At 71.3% G+C, this 21,499-nt stretch carries 18 protein-coding genes and 1 tRNA gene; 11 read left to right on the forward strand and 8 right to left on the reverse strand.

Features of this window, described 5'->3' with window-relative positions; translation table 11 throughout:
- Positions 1–313: 313 nt before the first annotated feature.
- From eno to N8I86_RS22875, 5 genes are all read left to right on the forward strand, one after another.
- On the forward strand, positions 314–1,621 hold the full coding sequence (eno, locus tag N8I86_RS22855) for a phosphopyruvate hydratase (protein WP_073888618.1): 1,308 nt from the start codon (positions 314–316) through the stop codon (positions 1,619–1,621).
- A 103-nt stretch (positions 1,622–1,724) separates the two neighbouring features.
- The gene (locus N8I86_RS22860; RefSeq protein ID WP_073888619.1) at positions 1,725–2,201 is read left to right on the forward strand and encodes an FtsB family cell division protein; all 477 of its coding nucleotides are present in this window, start codon (positions 1,725–1,727) and stop codon (positions 2,199–2,201) included.
- A gap of 45 nt (positions 2,202–2,246) precedes the next feature.
- Entirely contained in the window at positions 2,247–2,846 is a 600-nt protein-coding gene (locus N8I86_RS22865; protein ID WP_073888620.1) for a DUF501 domain-containing protein, read from the forward strand.
- Entirely contained in the window at positions 2,843–3,784 is a 942-nt protein-coding gene (locus N8I86_RS22870) for a Ppx/GppA phosphatase family protein (protein ID WP_073888621.1), read from the forward strand. Before N8I86_RS22865 ends, N8I86_RS22870 begins: the two co-directional genes overlap by 4 nt.
- Before the next feature lie 445 nt (positions 3,785–4,229).
- Entirely contained in the window at positions 4,230–5,612 is a 1,383-nt protein-coding gene (locus tag N8I86_RS22875) for an NAD(P)/FAD-dependent oxidoreductase (RefSeq protein ID WP_123436979.1), read from the forward strand.
- 119 nt (positions 5,613–5,731) lie between these two features.
- Here N8I86_RS22875 and N8I86_RS22880 read toward each other — a convergent pair whose 3' ends face one another.
- Positions 5,732–6,388, reverse strand: a complete 657-nt coding sequence (locus tag N8I86_RS22880) for a hypothetical protein (RefSeq protein ID WP_263278590.1) — start codon at positions 6,386–6,388, stop codon at positions 5,732–5,734.
- A 289-nt stretch (positions 6,389–6,677) separates the two neighbouring features.
- On the opposite strand from N8I86_RS22880, the gene N8I86_RS22885 reads away from it, so the two are divergent.
- The gene (locus tag N8I86_RS22885; RefSeq protein ID WP_073888624.1) at positions 6,678–7,967 is read left to right on the forward strand and encodes a class I SAM-dependent methyltransferase; all 1,290 of its coding nucleotides are present in this window, start codon (positions 6,678–6,680) and stop codon (positions 7,965–7,967) included.
- A 78-nt stretch (positions 7,968–8,045) separates the two neighbouring features.
- On the opposite strand, the gene N8I86_RS22890 is transcribed toward N8I86_RS22885, so the two are convergent.
- Both N8I86_RS22890 and N8I86_RS22895 read right to left on the reverse strand, forming a co-directional pair.
- Entirely contained in the window at positions 8,046–10,574 is a 2,529-nt protein-coding gene (locus N8I86_RS22890; RefSeq protein WP_263278591.1) for an ABC transporter permease, read from the reverse strand.
- Positions 10,574–11,344 (reverse strand): ABC transporter ATP-binding protein, encoded by a 771-nt coding sequence (locus N8I86_RS22895; RefSeq protein WP_073888626.1) that lies wholly within the window; start codon positions 11,342–11,344, stop codon positions 10,574–10,576. The genes N8I86_RS22890 and N8I86_RS22895 overlap by 1 nt, the downstream gene beginning before the upstream one ends.
- Before the next feature lie 413 nt (positions 11,345–11,757).
- Here N8I86_RS22895 and N8I86_RS22900 point away from each other — a divergent pair.
- The 3 genes from N8I86_RS22900 (at position 11,758) to N8I86_RS22910 (ending at position 14,221) form a co-directional block, all read left to right on the forward strand.
- Positions 11,758–11,841: transfer RNA gene (locus N8I86_RS22900), tRNA-Leu, on the forward strand.
- Between the two features lie 157 nt (positions 11,842–11,998).
- Complete coding sequence (locus N8I86_RS22905) at positions 11,999–13,174, forward strand: 4-hydroxybenzoate 3-monooxygenase (RefSeq protein WP_263278592.1); 1,176 nt, start codon at positions 11,999–12,001, stop codon at positions 13,172–13,174.
- Positions 13,175–13,360: 186 nt separating this feature from the next.
- Positions 13,361–14,221, forward strand: a complete 861-nt coding sequence (locus N8I86_RS22910; protein WP_073888628.1) for a Bax inhibitor-1/YccA family protein — start codon at positions 13,361–13,363, stop codon at positions 14,219–14,221.
- Positions 14,222–14,282: 61 nt separating this feature from the next.
- On the opposite strand, the gene N8I86_RS22915 is transcribed toward N8I86_RS22910, so the two are convergent.
- Positions 14,283–14,513, reverse strand: a complete 231-nt coding sequence (locus N8I86_RS22915) for a DUF4287 domain-containing protein (RefSeq protein WP_073888630.1) — start codon at positions 14,511–14,513, stop codon at positions 14,283–14,285.
- Positions 14,514–14,612: 99 nt separating this feature from the next.
- On the opposite strand from N8I86_RS22915, the gene N8I86_RS22920 reads away from it, so the two are divergent.
- Positions 14,613–14,924 (forward strand): hypothetical protein, encoded by a 312-nt coding sequence (locus tag N8I86_RS22920; protein ID WP_073888632.1) that lies wholly within the window; start codon positions 14,613–14,615, stop codon positions 14,922–14,924.
- A gap of 28 nt (positions 14,925–14,952) precedes the next feature.
- On the opposite strand, the gene N8I86_RS22925 is transcribed toward N8I86_RS22920, so the two are convergent.
- From N8I86_RS22925 to N8I86_RS22935, 3 genes are all read right to left on the reverse strand, one after another.
- Positions 14,953–15,744, reverse strand: a complete 792-nt coding sequence (locus tag N8I86_RS22925) for a hypothetical protein (protein WP_073888634.1) — start codon at positions 15,742–15,744, stop codon at positions 14,953–14,955.
- Positions 15,745–16,017: 273 nt separating this feature from the next.
- Positions 16,018–17,238 carry an acetyl-CoA C-acetyltransferase gene (locus tag N8I86_RS22930; protein WP_073888636.1) on the reverse strand — a complete coding sequence of 407 codons (1,221 nt, stop codon included), beginning with the start codon at positions 17,236–17,238 and terminating at the stop codon, positions 16,018–16,020.
- A 456-nt stretch (positions 17,239–17,694) separates the two neighbouring features.
- Complete coding sequence (locus N8I86_RS22935; protein WP_185091275.1) at positions 17,695–18,711, reverse strand: SGNH/GDSL hydrolase family protein; 1,017 nt, start codon at positions 18,709–18,711, stop codon at positions 17,695–17,697.
- Between the two features lie 163 nt (positions 18,712–18,874).
- Between N8I86_RS22935 and N8I86_RS22940 the strand changes: the two genes are divergently transcribed.
- On the forward strand, positions 18,875–20,266 hold the full coding sequence (locus N8I86_RS22940) for a cystathionine beta-synthase (RefSeq protein WP_073888640.1): 1,392 nt from the start codon (positions 18,875–18,877) through the stop codon (positions 20,264–20,266).
- Between the two features lie 393 nt (positions 20,267–20,659).
- On the opposite strand, the gene N8I86_RS22945 is transcribed toward N8I86_RS22940, so the two are convergent.
- A complete protein-coding gene (locus tag N8I86_RS22945) occupies positions 20,660–21,439 on the reverse strand; it encodes an SDR family NAD(P)-dependent oxidoreductase (RefSeq protein ID WP_073888642.1) in 780 nt (259 codons plus the stop codon).
- Positions 21,440–21,499 lie beyond the last annotated feature (60 nt).

A 21,499-nucleotide genomic window follows, 5' to 3' on the forward strand; every position in this document is an offset into this window, starting at 1 on the left:
TGGAGGTGCCCACCCCGCAGACCTCGTGAGGGTCACCCCCGTCCCCACGGGCTCCCCGCCCCGGCGCGTTTTCCCCCGTACGCGCCGGGGCGGGGTTTTTCGTCTCCCGGCCCGCTTCCGGCCCTTTCCCTGTTCTTCATCGCGGCCCCCCTTTGTTCCGACGGTGAACAATGGGTACCGTCTGCGTGTCCCGCCCTGTCCACGGGACGGTCGGTCGGTGGCCGACGGCCCGTGGACGGATAGGCTCTAGGCGCAAGGCCCGGAGCCGTGAGGCACCCAGCCCCGCACTTCCAGCGTCACATCCAAGAAGGAGATGCTCGTGCCGTCCATCGACGTCGTCGTAGCCCGGGAAATCCTGGACTCCCGAGGCAACCCCACGGTCGAGGTCGAGGTCGGCCTCGACGACGGCAGCACCGGTCGTGCCGCCGTCCCGTCCGGCGCCTCCACGGGCGCCTTCGAGGCCATCGAGCTGCGCGACGGTGACCCGAACCGCTACCAGGGCAAGGGTGTCGAGAAGGCCGTCCTCGCCGTCATCGAGCAGATCGGCCCGGAGCTCGTCGGCTACGACGCCACCGAGCAGCGCCTGATCGACCAGGCCATGTTCGACCTGGACGCCACCGACAACAAGGGCTCGCTCGGCGCCAACGCCATCCTCGGCGTCTCCCTGGCCGTCGCGCACGCCGCCTCCGAGGCCTCGGACCTCCCCCTCTTCCGCTACCTGGGCGGCCCGAACGCGCACCTGCTGCCGGTGCCGATGATGAACATCCTGAACGGCGGCTCGCACGCCGACTCCAACGTGGACATCCAGGAGTTCATGATCGCCCCGATCGGCGCGGAGTCCTTCTCCGAGGCGCTGCGCTGGGGCACCGAGGTCTACCACACGCTGAAGAAGGTCCTGAAGAGCAAGGGCCTGTCCACCGGCCTCGGCGACGAGGGCGGCTTCGCCCCGAACCTGGACTCCAACCGCGCCGCCCTGGACCTCATCCTCGAAGCGATCAAGGAAGCCGGTTACGTCCCCGGCGAGCAGATCGCCCTCGCGCTCGACGTGGCCGCCTCCGAGTTCTACAAGGACGGCAAGTACCTCTTCGAGGGCAAGGAGCGCTCCGCCGCCGAGATGACGGAGTACTACGAGGAGCTCGTCGCGGCCTACCCGCTCGTCTCCATCGAGGACCCGCTGTTCGAGGACGACTGGTCCGGCTGGAAGGTCATCACCGACCGTCTCGGCGACAAGGTCCAGCTGGTCGGCGACGACCTGTTCGTCACCAACCCCGAGCGCCTCGCCCGCGGCATCGAGGACGGCGCGGCCAACGCCCTGCTGGTCAAGGTGAACCAGATCGGCTCGCTCACCGAGACCCTGGACGCCGTCGAGCTGGCCCAGCGCAACGGCTTCAAGTGCATGATGTCCCACCGCTCCGGCGAGACCGAGGACGTCACCATCGCCGACCTCGCCGTCGCCACCAACTGCGGCCAGATCAAGACCGGCGCCCCGGCCCGCTCCGAGCGCGTCGCCAAGTACAACCAGCTGCTGCGCATCGAGGAGATCCTCGACGACGCCGCGGTGTACGCCGGCCGCAGCGCCTTCCCGCGCTTCCGCGGCCAGCACGAGGTCTCCAAGGGCTGACCTCCACCGGGCTAAGTCTTAGCCAGTCGTACGTACGTCCCCGTCCCCGGTCCCGTACCGTGTCCGGGGACGTACGCACGTGAAAGGGGAGGCGGAGGACCAGATGGCCGTGAAGGACCGGGACCGTTTCTCCACCGCGACCAGGCTGCGGCTGCTCGGCGAGCAGACGGCGGCCCGCGTCTACCGCTCCCAGACCAAGCGCCAGGCGCGCCGCTCCCGGCTCACCGGCCGCGCGGCCCTGCTCGCGCTGGTGCTGTGCACGATGATCGTCGCGCTCGCCTACCCGATGCGGCAGTACGTCTCCCAGCGCGCCGAGATCTCCGATCTCCAGCACCGCCAGGAGCAGGCACGCCGGCGCGTCGAGCAGCTGCGGGACCTCAAGGCGCGCTGGCAGGACGACGCCTACGCCGAGCAGCAGATCCGGCACCGGCTGCACTACGTGAGGCCCGGCGAGACCGGGTACGTGGTGGTGGACCCGGGATCCGCCCAGCAGTCCCGCACCGATCTCCGGGCCGCGCACCGGCCCTGGTACGCGAACGTCTGGGACGGCGTCGACAAGTCCGACGCCTCCGACCAGTAGCCGGCCCCGTCCGGTCACCGACAGAAAGCCACCCTGAAAGCAGTCATGGAAACGCCTCCGCCGCCCACTCCGCACACCGAGCCCACCGACGCGGACGTCGAGGCCTTCAAGCAGCAGCTCGGCCGACCGCCGCGGGGCCTGCGGGCCATCGCGCACCGCTGCCCCTGCGGCCAGCCGGACGTCGTGGAGACGGCGCCGCGCCTGCCCGACGGCACGCCCTTCCCGACGACGTACTACCTGACGTGCCCGCGCGCCGCCTCGGCGATCGGCACGCTGGAGGCGAACGGCGTCATGAAGGAGATGACCGAGCGGCTGGGCACCGACCCCGAGCTGGCCGCCGCCTACCGGGCCGCGCACGAGGACTACATCCGGCGCCGCGACGAGATCGAGGTCCTCGCGGGCTTCCCCAGTGCGGGCGGCATGCCGGACCGGGTGAAGTGCCTGCACGTCCTCGTGGCGCACTCGCTGGCCGCGGGGCCGGGCGTGAACCCGCTCGGCGACGAGGCGATCGCCCTGCTGCCGGAGTGGTGGAGCAAGGGGCCGTGCGTGACGCCGTCCGGGCCCCCGTGCGGGGAGGAGTGGCAGGTGGACGCCACCGAGGACGGCTTCTTCGCCGCCCGGCCCGTCGAGGAGGACGGCAAGTGACCCGGGTCGCCGCCATCGACTGCGGTACGAACTCCATCCGCCTCCTGGTCGCCGACGCGGACCCGGCCACCGGCGAACTCGTCGACCTGGACCGGCGCATGACGATCGTCCGGCTCGGCCAGGGAGTGGACCGCACCGGCCGGCTCGCCCCCGAGGCGCTGGAGCGGACCTTCGCCGCCTGCCGGGAGTACGCGGAGATCATCAAGGAGCACGGCGCCGAGAAGCTCCGCTTCGTCGCCACCTCGGCCTCCCGCGACGCGGAGAACCGGGACGAGTTCGTCCGCGGTGTCGTGGACATCCTCGGTGTCGAGCCCGAGGTCATCACCGGGGACCAGGAGGCCGAGTTCTCCTTCACCGGCGCCACCAGGGAGCTGACGGGGCGTGACGACCTCACCAGGCCCTTCCTCGTCGTGGACATCGGCGGCGGCTCCACCGAGTTCGTCGTCGGCGGGGACCACGTGGCGGCCGCGCGCTCCGTGGACGTCGGCTGCGTGCGGATGACGGAACGTCACCTGGTGCACGACGGCAAGGTGAGCGACCCGCCCACCGAGGAGCGGATCGCCGCCATGCGGGCCGACATCGAGGCCGCTCTCGACCTCGCCGAGCGGACGGTCCCGCTGCGCGAGGCGCACACCCTGGTGGGCCTCGCGGGCTCGGTCACCACCGTGTCCGCGATCGCCCAGGACCTGCCGGAGTACGACTCCGCGCGCATCCACCACTCCCGGATCTCCCACGACCGGGTACGCGAGATCACCGGACGGCTGCTGCGCTCCACGCACGCCGAACGCGCCGCGATCCCGTCGATGCACCCCGGCCGGGTCGACGTCATCGGGGCCGGGGCCCTGGTGCTGCTGGCGATCATGGAACGGATCGGCGCCGAGGAGGTCGTCGTCAGCGAGCACGACATCCTCGACGGCATCGCGTGGTCGGTGGCGTAGCTCTCTTTGGTTACTGACCGGTAGCCATCGGCTGAGCAGGTCGGATAACGTCTGAGCGGGGCTGAGGGGCCCCTTGCGGGCCCCTCGGTGACGGCCGGTCGGGAAAGTTCGTGAAGTTCTTCACAAGAGATTCTGTCCTGCGGGGCCGTGAAAGGGGGCCGATCGGCCCTTCCGGGGGTTCCCGGCCCGTTTGAACATGTTCAGTAGATAGGTACGAGGGGCCCCGCAAGGGGGGTGCTCCGGGGGTGTTGCGAAGTGCTCACGACGCCCCGCCGGACGAAGAGAGGCAGCTCACGCGGCCTTGACAACGGGTCAGAACGCCCAGTGGTTCCCCCTGGACGACATGACCTGCGTCACGCGGGCCGCGGAGTTTAGCACAGCACCTGTCGAACCTTGTGAAGGGGCGCACGAGCACCCCTGTCGAGGCGGGTGGATACTCGATGGCATGAGCACCACGGAGCGTCCCAGGATCCTCGTAGTAGGCGGTGGGTACGTAGGCCTGTACGCAGCTCGGCGCATTCTCAAGAAGATGCGCTACGGCGAGGCGACCGTCACGGTCGTCGACCCCCGGTCGTACATGACCTACCAGCCCTTCCTCCCCGAAGCCGCCGCCGGCAGCATCTCCCCTCGCCACGTCGTCGTCCCGCTGCGACGCGTGCTGCCGAAGGCGGAGGTCCTCACCGGTCGGGTCACCACCATCGACCAGGACCGCAAGGTCGCCACGATCGCCCCGCTCGTGGGCGAGGCGTACGAGCTGCCCTTCGACTACCTCGTCATCGCGATGGGCGCGGTCTCCCGCACCTTCCCGATCCCCGGCCTCGCCGAGCAGGGCATCGGCATGAAGGGCATCGAGGAGTCCATCGGCCTGCGCAACCACGTGCTGGAGCAGCTGGACAAGGCCGACTCCACGAACGACGAGGAGATCCGCCGCAAGGCGCTCACCTTCGTCTTCATCGGCGGTGGTTTCGCGGGTGCGGAGACCATCGGCGAGGTCGAGGACATGGCCCGGGACGCGGCCAAGTACTACAAGAACGTCTCCCGCGAGGACATGCGCTTCGTCCTCGTCGACGCGGCGGACAAGATCCTTCCCGAGGTCGGCCCGAAGCTCGGCCAGTACGGCAAGGAGCACCTGGAGAGCCGGGGCGTGGAGATCTACCTCTCCACCTCCATGGACTCCTGCGTCGACGGCCACGTCGTGCTGAAGAACGGCCTCGAGGTCGACTCCAACACGATCGTCTGGACGGCCGGCGTCAAGCCGAACCCGGCCCTCGCCCGCTTCGGTCTGCCCCTCGGCCCCCGCGGTCACGTGGACTGCGAGCCGACCCTCCAGGTCAAGGGCACGGACTACATCTGGGCCGCCGGTGACAACGCACAGGTCCCGGACCTCGTCGGCCGCAAGGCGGGCAACGAGAACGCTTGGTGCCCGCCGAACGCCCAGCACGCGCTGCGCCAGGCCCGTGCCCTCGGCGACAACGTGATCTCCGGCATGCGGGGCTTCCCGCAGAAGGAGTACGAGCACGCCAACAAGGGTGCGGTCGCCGGTCTCGGCCTGCACAAGGGCGTGGCGATGATCGTCATGGGCAAGATGAAGATCAAGCTCAAGGGCCGTCTCGCCTGGTACATGCACCGCGGCTACCACGGTCTGGCGATGCCGACCTGGAACCGCAAGATCCGCGTCTTCGCCGACTGGACCCTCGGCATGTTCCTCAAGCGCGAGGTCGTCTCCCTGGGCGCCATGGAGAACCCCCGCGAGGAGTTCTACGAGGCCGCCAAGCCGGCGCCCGTCGCCGCCGCGAGCAAGACCGAGGAGAAGGCCAAGGCCTCCTGACCTCAGGTCCCCCCGGCCACACCCGAAGGGGCCGCCCGCCATCCGTGGTGCGGGCGGCCCCTTCGGCGTCCGTCGGGACTCCTTCGCCGTCGGCCGGACGGCCGGACGGCCGGGGAGGATCAGGCGGGCCGCGAGGAGTCGCCGGACCGCGTGGCGTCGTCGCCCGGCACCCGGACGCTGTCCAGCACCTGCCGGTGGTCCTTGTCCATCAGGTCCTGGTGCCCGCGCTCGGAGACGGTCATGACGACCACCATGTGCTCACCGAGGTCGATGAGCCGGATGTGACCCCTGGAGCCGTCGGCCGCGGTGAGGTCGGCCCCCAGGTCGGGGCTGCCCTTGGTGGTGCCCGCGTGGGCACCGGTGCTGCGCAGCACCTCGCGGGAGGACTTGGCGTCGCTGTTGTAGCCCTCCAGTACGGAGGAGAGCGTGGCCTTGAGGTCCCAGGGGGCCGACGGATCCGTGCCGGGCGCCTCGAAGACCGAGAAGCCGATGGCCCCGTACTCGGTCGGCACCAGATAGAGGCGGGTGCGGACGCCGTCCTCGTTGTTCTGCCGGACCAGGGGCCGGTCCGGAAGCCGGACGCTGATGCCGCTCGTGGTGTCGGTGGTACGGCTCCATCCCGCGGCGTCCCCGCTGCCCGCGTCGGCGGTGGCGACGCTCGCGGTCCGTGGTGGCGGGGCGGCGAAGGCACTGGTGGGCAGCAGCACGCCACCGGTGATCACGCTGGTCGAGGCGGCGAGCAGGACGAGGCGCCGGAGCGCGGAACGACGGGTCATGGCGATGCACATCCGATCCGAGGGGGAGGGGGAGGGGGAGGGGGAGGCGAACGAGATGTTCTGCCTCCATTGACCCCCGGCCCGCGCGCGGGGTCATGCCCCTGATCCGCGTGGCACGGGCGTTCGGGACTTGACCGGCCGGGGACCGCGGGGTAACGCGACCGTGTGACGGTTCGGCCATCGTGTCGGCATGAGCGCGTGGAGGGGAATGACGTCGGCGTGCGATGTCGTTTCCCTCCCTCGGACGGAGACGATCCAGCGGGCCGATCCCTTTCAGCGGAGGTGCGCCATGGCCGACGCCGCGTCGCGGCTGACGAGTGTTGCCGAACAGTTGCTGGGAGCACCGCTCCCCTTGCGGATCCGCGCCTGGGACGGCTCCCAGTCGGGGCCGCCGGGTGTCCCGACCCTCGTGGTCCGCAACCGCCGCGCGCTGCGCCGGCTGCTGTTCAAGCCGGGGGAGCTGGGCCTGGCCCGCGCCTGGGTCGCCGGGGACCTGGACATCGAGGGGGACCTGTACACCGCCCTCGAAGCCGTGGCCGGCTCCGTCTGGGAGCGCGGCGAGGACGCCCGCACCCTGGCCGAGGCGCTGCGCGATCCCGACGTCCGGGCCGCCGGGCGCGAGCTGCTGCGGCTCGTCGGGCCGCCGATCCCGCCCGCCCCGCCGCGCGAGGAGGTGCGCAGGCGCCGGCATCTGCACACGCGGCGCAGCGACAAGCGGGCCATCAGCCACCACTACGACGTCGGCAACGACTTCTACGAGCTGGTCCTCGGGCCGTCGATGGTCTACTCGTGCGCCTACTGGGAGGACGACGGCACCCTTGAGTCCGCCCAGCGCGACAAGCTCGAACTCGTCTGCGTGAAGCTCGGTCTGACGCCGGGACAGCGGCTGCTGGACGTCGGCTGCGGCTGGGGCTCGATGGTCATCCACGCGGCCCGCGAGCACGGTGTGAACGCCGTCGGGATCACGCTGTCCCAGGAGCAGGCCGCCTACGCCCGCAAGCGCGTCGCCGACGAGGGACTGACCGACCGGGTGGAGATCCGGGTCCAGGACTACCGGGACGTCGCGGACGGCCCGTTCGACGCGATCTCCTCCGTCGGGATGGCCGAGCACGTCGGCGCCGAACGCTACCTGGAGTACGCGAACCGGCTGTACGCCCTGCTGAAGCCCGGCGGCAGACTGCTCAACCACCAGATCGCCCGGCGCCCCCAGGGGGACGAGACCGCCTACCGGGTCGACCCGTTCATCGACTCCTACGTCTTCCCCGACGGCGAGCTCGCCCCGCTCGGCACCACCGTCACCCAGCTGGAGCGGGCCGGCTTCGAGGTGCGGGACGTCGAGTCCCTCCGCGAGCACTACGCCCGCACCCTGCGCCACTGGGTGGCCCGCCTGGAGGCCGGCTGGGGCCGCGCTGTCCGGCTCACCGGCCCGGGCCGCGCCCGTGTCTGGCGGCTGTACATGGCCGCCTGCGCCCTCGCCTTCGAACGCAACCGCATCGGCGTCAACCAGGTCCTCGCCGTCCGCCCGCCCGAGTCCGGCGTCTCCGGGCTCCCGCTGCGGACCCGCACCTGGAACCCCTGACCCCGGCAACGGCGGGGGCCCCGTTCCGCGACCGGAAACGGGGCCCCCGCCCGGCGCGCCCTTGAGGGCGCCGCGGTGCTACTCGGCCTTGATCGCCGCCAGCATGTTCAGCCGGGCCGCGCGCCGGGCCGGCCACAGGGCCGCCAGCACGCCGACGGTGCCCGCGAGCAGCAGGAAGACCGCCATCCGGCCCCAGGGCAGGACCAGTTCGTACGTCGCCATCTTCGTGCCCAGCAGCTCACCGGCCGCCCAGCCGAAGAACACGCCCAGGCCGATCCCGAGCACCCCGCCGAACAGGGAGATCACCAGGGACTCCAGGCGGACCATCCGCTTGACCGCCTTGCGGTCCAGGCCGATCGCCCGGAGCATGCCGATCTCCTGGGAGCGTTCGAACACCGACATCGCGAGGGTGTTGATGACACCGAGCACCGCGACGATCACCGCCATGCCGAGCAGGCCGTAGACCATGTTCAGCATCAGCGTGAACATCTTCGCGATCTCGTTGGAGATGTCCTGCTTGTCCTGGATCTTGATCGCCGGGTTGGTGCCGAGGGCCTCCACCAGCCTGTCCTTGGCCGCACCGGAGGCGCCGCCCGCCGTCTTGACCATGACCTGCATGTCGGCCGGGTCGGTCAGGTGCGGGGTGAGGACCTTGTTGTCGAGGATGATCCCGTTGAGCATCTCGTTGCCCTCGTAGACCCCGGCGACCGTCAGCCGGGCGGCCTTGCCGTCCTCGAAGTGCGCGGTGAACCGCGAACCGGCCGTCCAGCCGTACTCCTTGGCGCGGTCCTCGTCGACGACGACCCGCGAGCCGCCCACCGTGAAGGAGCCGTCCCGCACCTTCAGGTCGGTCAGTTTCCCGATCGCCGAGCCGTCGACACCGGTCAGGAACTCCGTGCCGCCGTCGATTCGGGACTCGCCGTTGCGCAGCGGGCTGCTGGCGGTGACGCCCTTCGCGGTCGCGAGCCTGTCCGCCACGTCGGGGGAGAGCGGCCCGCGGTTGGCCATGGAGACGACGTAGTCCGCGCGGATCGCCGCTGAGGCCATCTTGTCGATGGAGGTCTGCAGGCTGCCCGCCATCACCGTCATCCCGGTGATCAGGGTGAGGCCGATCATCAGCGCGGAGGCGGTGGCCGCCGTACGGCGGGGGTTGCGCACCGAGTTCTGGCGGGCGAGCTTGCCCGAGACACCGAACACGCGCAGCAGCGGGGAGGCCGCCGCGATGAGCGGCCGGGACAGCAGCGGGGTCAGGATGAACACGCCGACGATCAGCAGGACGGCCCCGAGACCCATGGCGCCCTGGCCGCTGTCCGCGTTCATCGTGGTGCCCGCGAGGACCACCGCGACGCCGGCCGCCGAGAACAGCGCGCCGAGGGTGTTGCGCAGGACCAGCGACTTGGTGGTGGCCTTGGCGTGCACGCTGCTCATCGCCGCCACCGGCGGGATCTTCGCGGCCCGGCGGCCGGGCAGCCAGGCCGCCAGCATGGTGATGAGGACACCGACCGCGAGAGCGGCGGCCACCGTGCCCGGGGTGACGACCAGCGGCCCGTCCGGCACGCTCGCGCCGAAGGAGCCCAGCAGGCCGCGCAGGCCCGCCCCGATGCCGATACCGGCGGCCAGACCGGTCACGCCGGCGACCGCGCCGACCGCGAACGCCTCGATGAGCACCGAGCGGGTCACTTGGCGGCGGGAGGCGCCGACCGCCCGCATCAGGGCCAGTTCCCGGGTGCGCTGGGCGACCAGCATGGTGAAGGTGTTGGCGATGATGAACGTACCGACGAACAGGGCGATGCCGGCGAACACCAGCAGGGCCTGGCGCAGTCCGCTCATCGAGGCGGAGATGGCCCGCGCCTGCTCGTCGGCGAGGTGCTCGCCGGTGGTGGTCTCCACCAGGCGGGACGGCAGGGCCTTGTCCAGCTCGGCCTTGAGCGCGGACTGGGCGGTGCCCGCGGCGGCCCGGACGTCGATCTCGTCGTAGCTGCCCTTCTTGCCGAACAGCGCCTGCGCGGTGGGCGTGTCGAAGAGGGCGAGGCTGCCGCCCGCGGCCACGTTGCCGTCGTCGGTCGTGAAGATGCCGGCGACGGTCGGGGTGAGGACCGGTCCGTCGACCGACAGGCGGACGGTGTCGCCGACCCGGTAGCCGGCGCGCTCGGCGGTCCTGGAGTCGAGGAGCACCTCGCCGCGGCCGTGCGGGGCGTGGCCGGCGACGAGCGGGTACCGGGGGTCCTTCGCGCCCCAGTAGTTGCCGCCCGCGGACTGCCAGTCGCCGCCGAGGAGCTTGCCGTCCTTGTCGGCGACGGCGGTGAAGCCGCTGACGACGCCGGTGGCGGACGCGGCCCCGGGGACGTGGGCGGCCTTGTCGAGGAGCGCCCGGGTCAGCTCGGCCGTCCGGCCGACCTTGTCGCCCTCGGAGTCCTGGTACTCGGGCCGTACGGCGACGTCGACCCGGTCGAAGCCCTTGGCGGAGCTCTTCTGGTAGGCGTCGGAGATGGTGTTGGTGAAGACGAGCGTCCCGGAGACGAAGGCCACGCCGAGCATGACGGCGAGCACGGTCATCAGGAGCCGGGCCTTGTGCGCGAAGACGTTGCGCAGGGCGGTGCGGAACATCAGCTGGTACGGCCCTTCGCGTCGAACTGCTTCATGAGGTCGAGGACCGAGTCGGCCGTGGGGGCGTGGATCTCGTCGACGATCCGGCCGTCGGCCAGGAAGACCACCCGGTCCGCGTAGGCCGCGGCGACCGGGTCGTGGGTCACCATGACCACCGTCTGGCCCAGCTCGCGCACGGAGTTGCGCAGGAAGCCGAGCACTTCGGCGCCGGAGCGCGAGTCGAGGTTCCCGGTCGGCTCGTCGCCGAAGATGATCTCGGGCTTGGAGGCGAGGGCGCGGGCCACGGCCACCCGCTGCTGCTGCCCGCCGGAGAGCTGGGCGGGCCGGTGGCTCAGCCGGCCGGAGAGCCCGACCATCTCGATGACCTGGTCCAGCCACGCCTTGTCCGGCTTCCGACCGGCGATGTCCATCGGCAGGGTGATGTTCTCCAGCGCGGTGAGCGTCGGCAGCAGGTTGAACGCCTGGAAGATGAAGCCGATCTTGTCCCGGCGCAACTTGGTGAGCTGCTTGTCCTTCAGGGAGCCCAGCTCGGTGTCGCCGATGCGCACCGAGCCGGAGGAGAAGGTGTCCAGGCCGGCCACGCAGTGCATCAGCGTGGACTTGCCGGAGCCCGACGGGCCCATGATCGCGGTGAACTCCGCCTGCCGGAAGTCGACGGAGACCCGGTCCAGGGCGACCACCCGGGTCTCACCCTGCCCGTAGATCTTCGACAGCTCGGTGGCGCGTGCGGCCACGGCCGTGGTCCGGCCGGCGGTGGGTGTGGTGGTCACGGGGCGGTGCTCCTGTCGGGACGACGTGTGTTCCTGGGGACTCGTCCATCGTCCCGGCGCCGGACCGCGGTGTAGTCAGCCGCTGTTCCGGTTCCGGAGGGCGACTCGGGTCGGACGGCGGGGCGCGGTGTCATACCTGGGGAGGACGGGCGTCCCTGAGGGCCGCGCCGTCGGACGCGCCTTCGAAACATGTCGAGAACAGGTGGAGCGACCTCGTTCAGGCGGTGAAATTCCGTCATTTCGCGTGCGGCCGCACCCGCGTCACGCCAGGCTATTGGCAAGTGCGGATGGCGTGTTCCGTGGGCTGATGCACCCTCAGACGTCAATAAAATAAGACAACATCGGTCCGCCCTTCCGCTGTTCGGGGGATGCGTCCCGATAGGCTCGGACCCTCGTTGCGGAGCCCATGGCCTGCCCGGATGGTGGAATGCAGACACGGCGAGCTTAAACCTCGCTGCCCCTTCGCGGGCGTGCCGGTTCAAGTCCGGCTCCGGGCACCTTTCCGCCCTCGATTCATCCTTCGGCGTGCCGCGCGACCGTTGACAGCGGCACCCGTGCGGCCGGAGACTCACGCCCGGAATCATGTGAAGAAAGCTTCACCAGGCGAACAGCCGCCGGACGGCCGGACCGTGTGGACCGAGGGAAGGACGACCGATGCGCACCACCGTCGGGATCATCGGAGCGGGGCCGGCCGGACTGCTGCTCGCACGGCTGCTGCACCGCGCGGGCATCGACTCGGTCGTCCTGGAGAGCCGCGACCGGGCGTACGTGGAGCAGCGCCAGCGGGCCGGGATCCTCGAGCAGGGCACGGCCGACGTGCTGCGCGCCGTCGGTGCCGGCGAGCGGATGGACCGGGAGGGGCTGCGGCACGACGGCATCGAGCTGCGCTTCGACGGCCGGCGCCACCGCGTCGACTTCCCCGGGCTGACCGGCGGCAGGTCCGTGACGGTCTACGCCCAGACGGAGGTCTGCAAGGACCTCGTGGCCCTCCAGGTGGAGGAGGGCGGCCCGCTGCTGTTCGAGGCGGAGGCGCTGGCGGTGGAGGGTGCCGAGGGCGACCGCCCGCGCGTCCCCTTCCGGCACCGGGGCGTCGAGCAGGTGCTGGAGTGCGACTACGTCGTCGGCTGCGACGGCTTCTGGGGCGTGGCCCGGGGCGCCTTCCCGGCGGAGCCGTCCCGGGTGTTCGAACGGTCGTACCCCTACGCGTGGCTGGGCATCCTCGCCGACGTGGCGCCGTCCCACGGCGAACTCGTCTACGCCCGCCACGACCGGGGCTTCGCCCTGCTCTCCATGCGGTCCCCGACCGTCTCCCGGCTCTACCTCCAGGTCCCCGAGGGCACCGACGCCGCGCGGTGGGGGGACGAGGAGATCTGGGACGAGCTGGAGCGGCGCCTCGAGACCGCCGACGGCTGGCGGCTGGAGCGCGGCCCCGTCACCCAGAAGTCGGTCACGCCCATGCGTTCCTTCGTGCACGAGCCGATGCGCCACGGCCGGCTGTTCCTCGCCGGGGACGCCGCCCACATCGTGCCGCCCACGGGCGCCAAGGGGCTGAATCTCGCCGTGGGCGACGTCGTCACCCTCGCCCGCGCGCTGGTCCACCGGCGGGACACCGGCTCCGAGGAACTCCTCGACGCCTACTCCGCCACCTGCCTGCGCCGGATCTGGCAGGCCGAGCGGTTCTCCTACGACATGACCACCCTGCTGCACCGGGCTCCCGGCGCCACCGCCTTCGACGCCCGCCTCCAGCGGGCCCGGCTGGAGCGGATCGCCTCCTCCCATGCGGCCGGAACCGATCTGGCCGAGGCGTACACGGGCTTCCCGCTCCAGTGAGCCGCACCGGTGAAGTGCTGCGGGTTCGTCACGACCCGTGGATCTCCGTGGCCGGGAATCACCGGTACGCGTAGCGTGTTGCGCAGCACGACGGGGGAAAGATCCTCCCCAGGTATTACGGACGATCCTTTGCCAATCCATTACTCTTGAGGCCAAGGCCGCGCAGGGTGGCCATGGAGGAGTGAAATGAGGAGCAGTAACCCGGTCTTCTCGCGACGGGGGTTCAGCCGCGACAACGGCTACGCCGGCTTCAACACCGCACCGCAGGCCGGGTACGCACAGGGCAACCCCTACGCGCAGAATCCCTACGCGCAGAACCCCTACGCCCAGCAGGGTGCCCCGGCCGGCGCGCCGCCGCAGGCCCCGGTCACCACCGACCGGATGACCATGGACGACGTCGTCGTCCGCTCCGCCCTCACGCTCGGCACGGTCGCCGTCGGCGCCGTCCTCGCCTGGGCGTTGCTGCCGGTCTCCACGACCAGCTACGGGCTGGCGGTCGGCTCCGCGATCGTCGCCTTCGTGCTGGCCATGATCCAGAGCTTCAAGCGCACGCCGTCGCCCGCGCTGATCCTCGGTTACGCCGCCTTCGAGGGCGTGTTCCTCGGCGTGATCAGCGAGATGTTCAACAGCCGGTGGAGCGGCGCGCCCTTCCAGGCCGTGCTCGGCACCATGGCGGTCTCCGGCGCGACCCTGCTGGTCTACAAGGCCGGCTGGATCCGGGTCACCGCGCGCTACGCCCGCATCGGACTCGCCATCGCGATGGCCTTCCTGGTGGTCATGGCGGTCAACCTGCTGCTGGTCGCCTTCGGTGTCGCCGAGGACGGCGGACTGCGCAGCTTCGGCCCGCTCGGTGCGCTCGTCGGCATCTTCGCGATCCTGCTCGGCGCGTTCTTCCTGACGCTCGACTTCAAGCAGATCGAGGACGGCATCGCCTACGGCGCCCCGCGCAACGAGTCCTGGCTCGCCGCGTTCGGCCTCACCCTCACCCTGGTGTGGATCTACGTGGAGATGCTGCGCCTGGTCGCGATCTTCAGCAGCAACGACTAGCGGTCACGCCGGTCCTGCGAAGGGCCCCGGGCGGCAACACGCCCGGGGCCCTTCGCCGTTGTCAGAGCAGCTTGCGCGCCGCCCTCCTCAGGTCGTACTCGTGCACGATGGCCTTCGCGTGGCCGTACGCCAGGTCGTACTCGTGCCGGAGCCAGCTGACCTTCTCCTCGAAGCGGAACAGTGACGGGCCTTCTTCGACGGTGCGCAGCCAGTCGGAGATCTCACGACCGGTGCAGTGGGGAATGCGGGCGAGCAGATTGCGGTGGGTCTCCTCGGAGAAGACTTGGGACATCGGCGCCTCCGAACGCAAAGGGGATGTAAGCCGGTCCTTCACGTCACCGTGCCTGAGCGTTCGCGTATTGGCAACAGTGCGGCGCGTTACGCTCGGCCCGTGCTTGATACGACCCCCTTGACCAAAGCAGTGGATCACTTCGCCGACCGGTTGCGGGCGGCGCCGCAGAGCCGGCTGCAACGCAGCGCCGCGGCCGAGGCACTGGCGCTGGCCCGGGAGTTCTCCCGCTGGGTGCAGCGGGTGGAGGAGCCGGGGACGGAGCCCCGCGAGATGCCGGACGCCGGGATGTTCGCGGTGGCCGACCAAATCCTGGTCGCCGCTCACGACTTGGCCCTGGTGCTGAAGAGCGACGACGAGGTCGCCGAGGCGGTCCGCCGGGTCGAGGAGGCCCGGCAGCGCGCGGGCGTGTGAGCCGGGGCGGGGCGGCGCCCCGGCCGGCTCAGAGGGAGGCGATGACCCGGTCGGCGAGGACGTAGACCGTGTCCTCGCCGCAGGCGAAGGTCAGCGTGTAGGCGCCGGAGATCCCCGAGCCGCCGAGCAGGTACGGCATCTCGCCCGCGTCCAGGGCTGCCGCGAGCCGTTCCGCCGTCTCCCGGTGACCCGGCGTCATGCACAGGGTGGTGCCGTCGCTGAACACGTACACGTCGAGGGTGCCGAGCGGGCCCGGGCGGACGTCGGACAGTTCGACGCGTCCGTCGGCCAGCTGCTCCAGCGTGGTCACCGTGCGCTCGTGGTCGGTCACGGCGGGGGACTGCACCGGCACGAAGTCCGGGTGCGAGGGGTGGCGGCGGCGGGCGGCGGCCAGCTCGGGGGAGTCCCCGGCGAACTCGTCGGCGTCCGTGGCGGGCTCGGCCACCGGCTCCAGGCCCACGAAGTCGGTCTGCCGGGGCATGAACAGGTCGGTGTCCGGCAGCCCGAGCAGGGAGGGCGCGTCGGAGGCGTCACGGGCCTCCTGCGCCGCCCAGAAGGCGCGCGCCTCGGCCAGCTCCCGCTCGCGCTCCTCCGCCAGCGCCTCGGCCACGGCGGCGCGTATCTGGTCGGCGTCCGCGTGGCTGCGCGCGTTCGGCAGGAGCGCGCGCATGGTCGCCGCGTTGCTCTCGGCGTTCCCCGCGAGCTGCGCGTGCAGCTCCGAGACCTGGCGGCGCAGCTTCAGAACGGTGCGCAGGACGGCGACGCCCACGGCGCCCGTGGCGGCCGTGGTGAGCAGCAAGGCGATCGGCATGGCGCTCACTGACGTACTCCCGGTTCAAAGTCGACCCCCGACTTCCTACATCAGCTTGAAGGGCGGACTAACCAGCTGTCAGTGCGTAACGTCACGAAACGGACGGGACTTCGGTCGTCCTGATTCCGGTGGAACGGCGCTGACCTGCGCGGATATCTCCGGAGAGGGAGATAGGTCACATCCTGGGGGAGATTGGATCACGGAAAGGCCCGGAACCCTGGTGTCCCATGGGTTCCGGGCCTCCGGCTGACGTAAGGTGTCCGGTCGGCTACGGACGGTGTGTCAGCTCAGGCGCTCGATGACCATCGCCATGCCCTGGCCGCCGCCGACGCACATGGTCTCCAGGCCGAACTGCTTGTCGTGCCACTGGAGCGAGTTGATGAGCGTGCCGGTGATCCGCGCGCCCGTCATGCCGAAGGGGTGGCCGACGGCGATGGCGCCGCCGTTGACGTTCAGCTTGTCGAGGTCGATGCCGAGGTCCCGGTAGGAGGGGATCACCTGGGCGGCGAACGCCTCGTTGATCTCGACCAGGTCGATGTCGCCGATGGTCAGGCCGGCCCGGCGCAGGGCCTGCTGGGACGCCTCGACCGGGCCGAGGCCCATGATCTCGGGGGACAGGCCCGAGACGCCGGTGGACACGATGCGGGCGAGCGGGGTCAGGCCGAGCTCGCGGGCCTTGGTGTCGGACATGATGACGAGCGCGGCGGCGCCGTCGTTGAGCGGGCAGCAGTTGGCGGCGGTGACCATGCCGTCGGGGCGGAAGACCGGCTTCAGGCCCTGGACACCCTCCAGGGTGACGCCGGCGCGCGGGCCGTCGTCCTTGGCGACGACCGTGCCGTCGGGGGTGGTGACCGGGGTGATCTCCCGCTCCCAGAAGCCGTTCTTGATGGCTTCCTCGGCGAGGTTCTGCGAGCGGACGCCGAACTCGTCCATGTCCTGGCGGGTGACGCCCTTGGAGCGGGCCAGGTTCTCGGCGGTCTGGCCCATCGCGATGTAGGCGTCGGGGACGAGGCCGTCCTCGCGCGGGTCGTGCCAGGTGGTGCCCTCCTGCTCCGCGACGGCCGCGGTGCGGGCCTCGGCCTCGGCGAAGAAGGGGTTGTGCGTGTCGGGCAGGCTGTCGGAGTTGCCCTTGACGAACCGGGAGACCATCTCGACACCGGCCGAGATGAAGACGTCGCCCTCGCCGGCCTTGATGGCGTGCAGGGCCATGCGGCTGGTCTGCAGGGACGAGGAGCAGTACCGGGTGACGGTGCAGCCCGGGAGGTGGTCCATCCCCATCTGCACGGCGACGATACGGCCGAGGTTGTTGCCCTGCTCGCCGCCGGGCAGGCCGCAGCCGAGCATCAGGTCGTCGATGTCCCGCGGGTCGAGCTCCGGGACCTTGGCGAGCGCCGCCTGGATGATCGTGGCGGTGAGGTCGTCCGGGCGCAGGTCCTTCAGGGAGCCCTTGAAAGCGCGGCCGATGGGGGAGCGGGCGGTCGAGACGATGACGGCTTCGGGCATCACGGCTCCAGTGGACGGAATTGGGCAGGGCCGTCTGGGAAGTTACCCGGCCGTACCTGACAGGTCATCGGTGTCGCGGTGTGACACTGACCTCACATTACTAAGCGCTTGCTTGCCCACCGCTCGCGCGATGCCGCAGCGAGAGCCGGCCCGGACCTCTCACCTCCTGTATGCCCACCAGCCCGCACACCACCCACCTCGCGGAGTCTGCTCCGAGGACGGGGCCGACGGTTCTGGCCCGGGAAAGCCGGAGGTGGCGCCCCGCCGACGGACGCCCCGCCGGCAGGCCCCGCCACCACCGCCGCGACGGGCCCACGATCGCCCGGGACGGCGTCAGACCGGCGGTCCCGGGTTCGCCGTGGGGCGCCGGGCGGCACGGGTCGTCCCGTGCGGTGCGCCGGGCAGGTCACGCTCACGGGCGGCCACCGATAACGGGGCCAGCGCCCGGCCGGCCGGTCAGGCTGTGGGGCGGGCCGGTTCGGCCTCGTGGACGCGGCGGCGGCGGCGCCGCTTGAGGAGGGCCCAGGGACCACGGGGGCCCGTCGGCATGGCGGCCGTCACCTCGGTGCCTGCCTCGGACGCGGCCTCGGCGGCCGCGCGGGCCACCGGGAGGAAGCCCTCGCGGCGGGACACGTCCGGCCGCTCCTCCTCCGGCCACAGGCCGAGCGCCGCGCACACCGTCGGCAGCACGGCCATCGCGGCCGTCGCGTACCCCTCCGCCGAAGGGTGGTAGTTGTCCGGCCCGAACAGCTCCCGCGGATTCGCCTCGAACTCCGGACCCAGCAGGTCGCCCAGCGACACCGTGCGCCCGCCCTGCTCGACCACCCCGATCGTCTGCGCCGCCGCCAGCTGCCGCGACGCCCGCCGGGCCAGCCAGCGCAGCGGCTGCTGCACCGGCTCGATGGTCCCGAGGTCGGGACACGTGCCGACCACCACTTCCGCGCCTGCGGTGCGCAGCCGCCGTACCGCCGCCGACAGGTGCCGTACCGACCGCGTCGGCGGCATCCGGTGGGTCACGTCGTTCGCGCCGATCATGATCACGCAGACGTCCGGGACCGGCGCGGGCGAGGACAGCACCAGCGCCACCTGCCGGTCCAGGTCGTCGGACTGGGCCCCGGGCTGGGCGACGTTGCGCAGCTCGACCGGCCGTTCCGCGACCGCGGCGAGCCCCGACGCAAGCAGCGCCCCCGGTGTCTGGCCCGACCGGTGCACGCCCTGCCCCGCGGCCGTGGAGTCGCCGAGAATGGTCAGCCGGAGCCCCTGCTCACCGGGCACGTCGTACGCGTGCCCGTACACACCGTCGGCCATCGGCACCCGCCCGCTGCTGCCGTTGCCGACGCGGCGCCGGGCCATCTGCACCTCGGCCAGCAGCAGACCGACGGCGGCCGCGCCGACCAGCCCCGCCCCGCCACCGCCGTACGCCGCCCCGGCCGCGATGCGCCGGGCCACCCTCGCCCTCGACATGCTCGTCATGCGTCGCCGCCACCTCCTCGTAGCCGTACATCCACTCCTTGCCCCGTACGGACCGTGCGCCAATCTCGACGGGGAGTGAACGCCCACCGGGTGTCACCCGAGGGCCTTAGGCTGGCGATACCAACTACGACCGCAGTTTTTGTGCAAGCAACCGGAGACAACGGTGCATTTTCACGACTCGATGATCAGCCTCGTCGGCAACACCCCGCTGGTGCGGCTCAACAACGTGACCCAGGGCATCCAGGCCACCGTCCTGGCCAAGGTCGAGTACTTCAACCCGGGCGGCTCCGTGAAGGACCGCATCGCCCTGCGCATGATCGAGGCCGCCGAGCAGAGCGGTGAGCTGAAGCCGGGCGGCACCATCGTCGAGCCGACCAGTGGGAACACCGGTGTGGGTCTTGCCATCGTGGCCCAGCAGAAGGGCTACAAGTGCATCTTCGTGTGCCCCGACAAGGTGAGCACCGACAAGATCAACGTGCTGCGCGCGTACGGCGCCGAGGTCGTCGTCTGCCCGACCGCCGTGGACCCCGAGCACCCGGACTCGTACTACAACGTCTCCGACCGGCTCGTGCGGGAGACCCCCGGCGCCTGGAAGCCGGACCAGTACTCCAACCCCAACAACCCGCTCTCGCACTATCACTCGACCGGCCCCGAGCTGTGGGAGCAGACCGAGGGGAAGATCACCCACTTCGTCGCGGGCGTGGGCACCGGCGGCACCATCTCCGGCACCGGCAACTACCTCAAGGAGGCCAGCCAGGGGAAGGTCAAGGTCATCGGCGCCGACCCCGAGGGCTCGGTGTACTCCGGCGGGTCCGGGCGGCCGTACCTGGTCGAGGGCGTCGGTGAGGACTTCTGGCCGACCGCCTACGACCGCACCGTCGCGGACGAGATCGTCGCCGTCTCCGACAAGGACTCCTTCCAGATGACCCGCCGGCTGGCCAAGGAGGAGGGCCTGCTGGTGGGCGGCTCCTGCGGCATGGCCGTCGTGGCCGCGCTGGAGGTCGCCGAGCGGCTCGGCCCGGACGACGTCGTGGTCGTCCTGCTGCCGGACAGCGGCCGCGGCTACCTCAGCAAGATCTTCAACGACGAGTGGATGGCCGACTACGGCTTCCTGGAGGACGAGGGCCCGAGCGCCCGCGTCGCCGACGTCCTGAACGACAAGGTGGCCGGCGCCATCCCCTCCCTGGTGCACATGCACCCCGAGGAGACCGTCGGCCAGGCCATCGAGGTGCTGCGCGAGTACGGCGTCTCGCAGATGCCCGTCGTCAAGCCGGGCGCCGGCCACCCCGACGTGATGGCCGCCGAGGTCGTCGGCTCCGTCGTCGAGCGGGAGCTGCTGGACGCCCTGTTCAGCAAGCGCGCGTCCCTGGAGGACCCGCTGGAGAAGCACATGTCCGCCCCGCTGCCCCAGGTCGGCTCCGGCGAGCCGGTCGGCGACCTGATGTCGGTGCTCGGCACGGCCGACGCGGCCATCGTCCTGGTCGAGGGCAAGCCGACCGGCGTGGTCAGCCGGCAGGACCTGCTGGCCTTCCTGGCCAAGGGCGGCACCAAGTAGCGAACGCGCGGTGAACTGCCCGTGACCACGGCGAACTTGCGGTGACCTCGGCCGATCGGGCCGTATCGGAAACGGTACGAGGGCGTCACGTGCGCGCAGCACCCGCTTAACACGGGTCCGGCAGATTGGTGGGTGTCGGCAGGGCGACGGGGTACCTCCCAGGCTTCAGCAACGGGGGAGGCTCCCCGCCCGTGCCGGCGCCGAACGGCGCCAAGGACCTCCGGAGCGGCTCCCGGACCTCCATGGACGCCACGGACGCGCAAGCCCGGCCCTGACCCGGCACGCGTCCTTCGCGGGGACCGCCGTCGTCCCGCCCCCCGGAAACGGGGGTGCGGCGGTCCCCGCGTCCTTTCCCCCGGTGCGCCGGAGAATCTCCAAGTCCTTTCCCACCCGTCAGTGCACCGAGAAACCGCCGTCGACGAAGAGCGACTGGCCGGTGACGTACGCCGACGCGGCACTCGCGAGAAACACCGCCGCGCCCGCGAAGTCCTCCGCGAGCCCGTTGCGCCCCACCATCGTCCGCGCGGCCAGCGCCGCCACCCGCTCGGGATCGGACGACAGCCGGGCGTTCAGGGGTGTCATCACGAAGCCGGGCACGAGGGTGTTGCAGGTGACGCCGTACCGCGACCACGCCTCGGCCTGCGAGCGGGCCAGCGACTCCAGCGCCCCCTTCGAGACGCCGTAGGCGCCGCTCTGCACGAACGCCCGGTGGGCCTGCTGGGAGGTGATGTGGATGATCCGGCCGAACCCGCGCCCGGCCATGCCCGGCCCGAACCGCTGACCCAGCAGGAACGGCGCGTCGAGGTTCAGCGCCATGGTGGTGTCCCACACCTCCTCGCCCAGTTCGCCCATCGGCGGCCGGAGGTTGACCCCGGCGCAGTTGACGAGGATGTCGGGCTCCCCGAACACCGCGGCCGCCTCCTCGGCCGCCGCGCGCACCCCCGCACGGCCGGACAGATCCGCGGCCACCCAGCCGGCCCGGCACCCGTCGGCCGTCAACTCCGCCACAGTCTCCTTGAGTTGCGCCTCGGTCCGGGCCACGACCACCACGCTCGCCCCGGCACGCGCCAGCGCCCCGGCGACGGCCCGGCCGATGCCGGAACTCCCTCCGGTGACCACGGCGACACGGCCGTCCAGCGCGAACAGGTCGGAGAGATAGGCCTTGGATGTCATGCCCGGAGCGTAGACGGCACGGGCCGTCCCGCCGTCCGGCGCCCGGCCGTGACCGTAGGC

The organism is Streptomyces albidicamelliae, from assembly GCF_025642175.1.
Taxonomy (GTDB): Bacteria; Actinomycetota; Actinomycetes; order Streptomycetales; family Streptomycetaceae; genus Streptomyces; species Streptomyces albidocamelliae.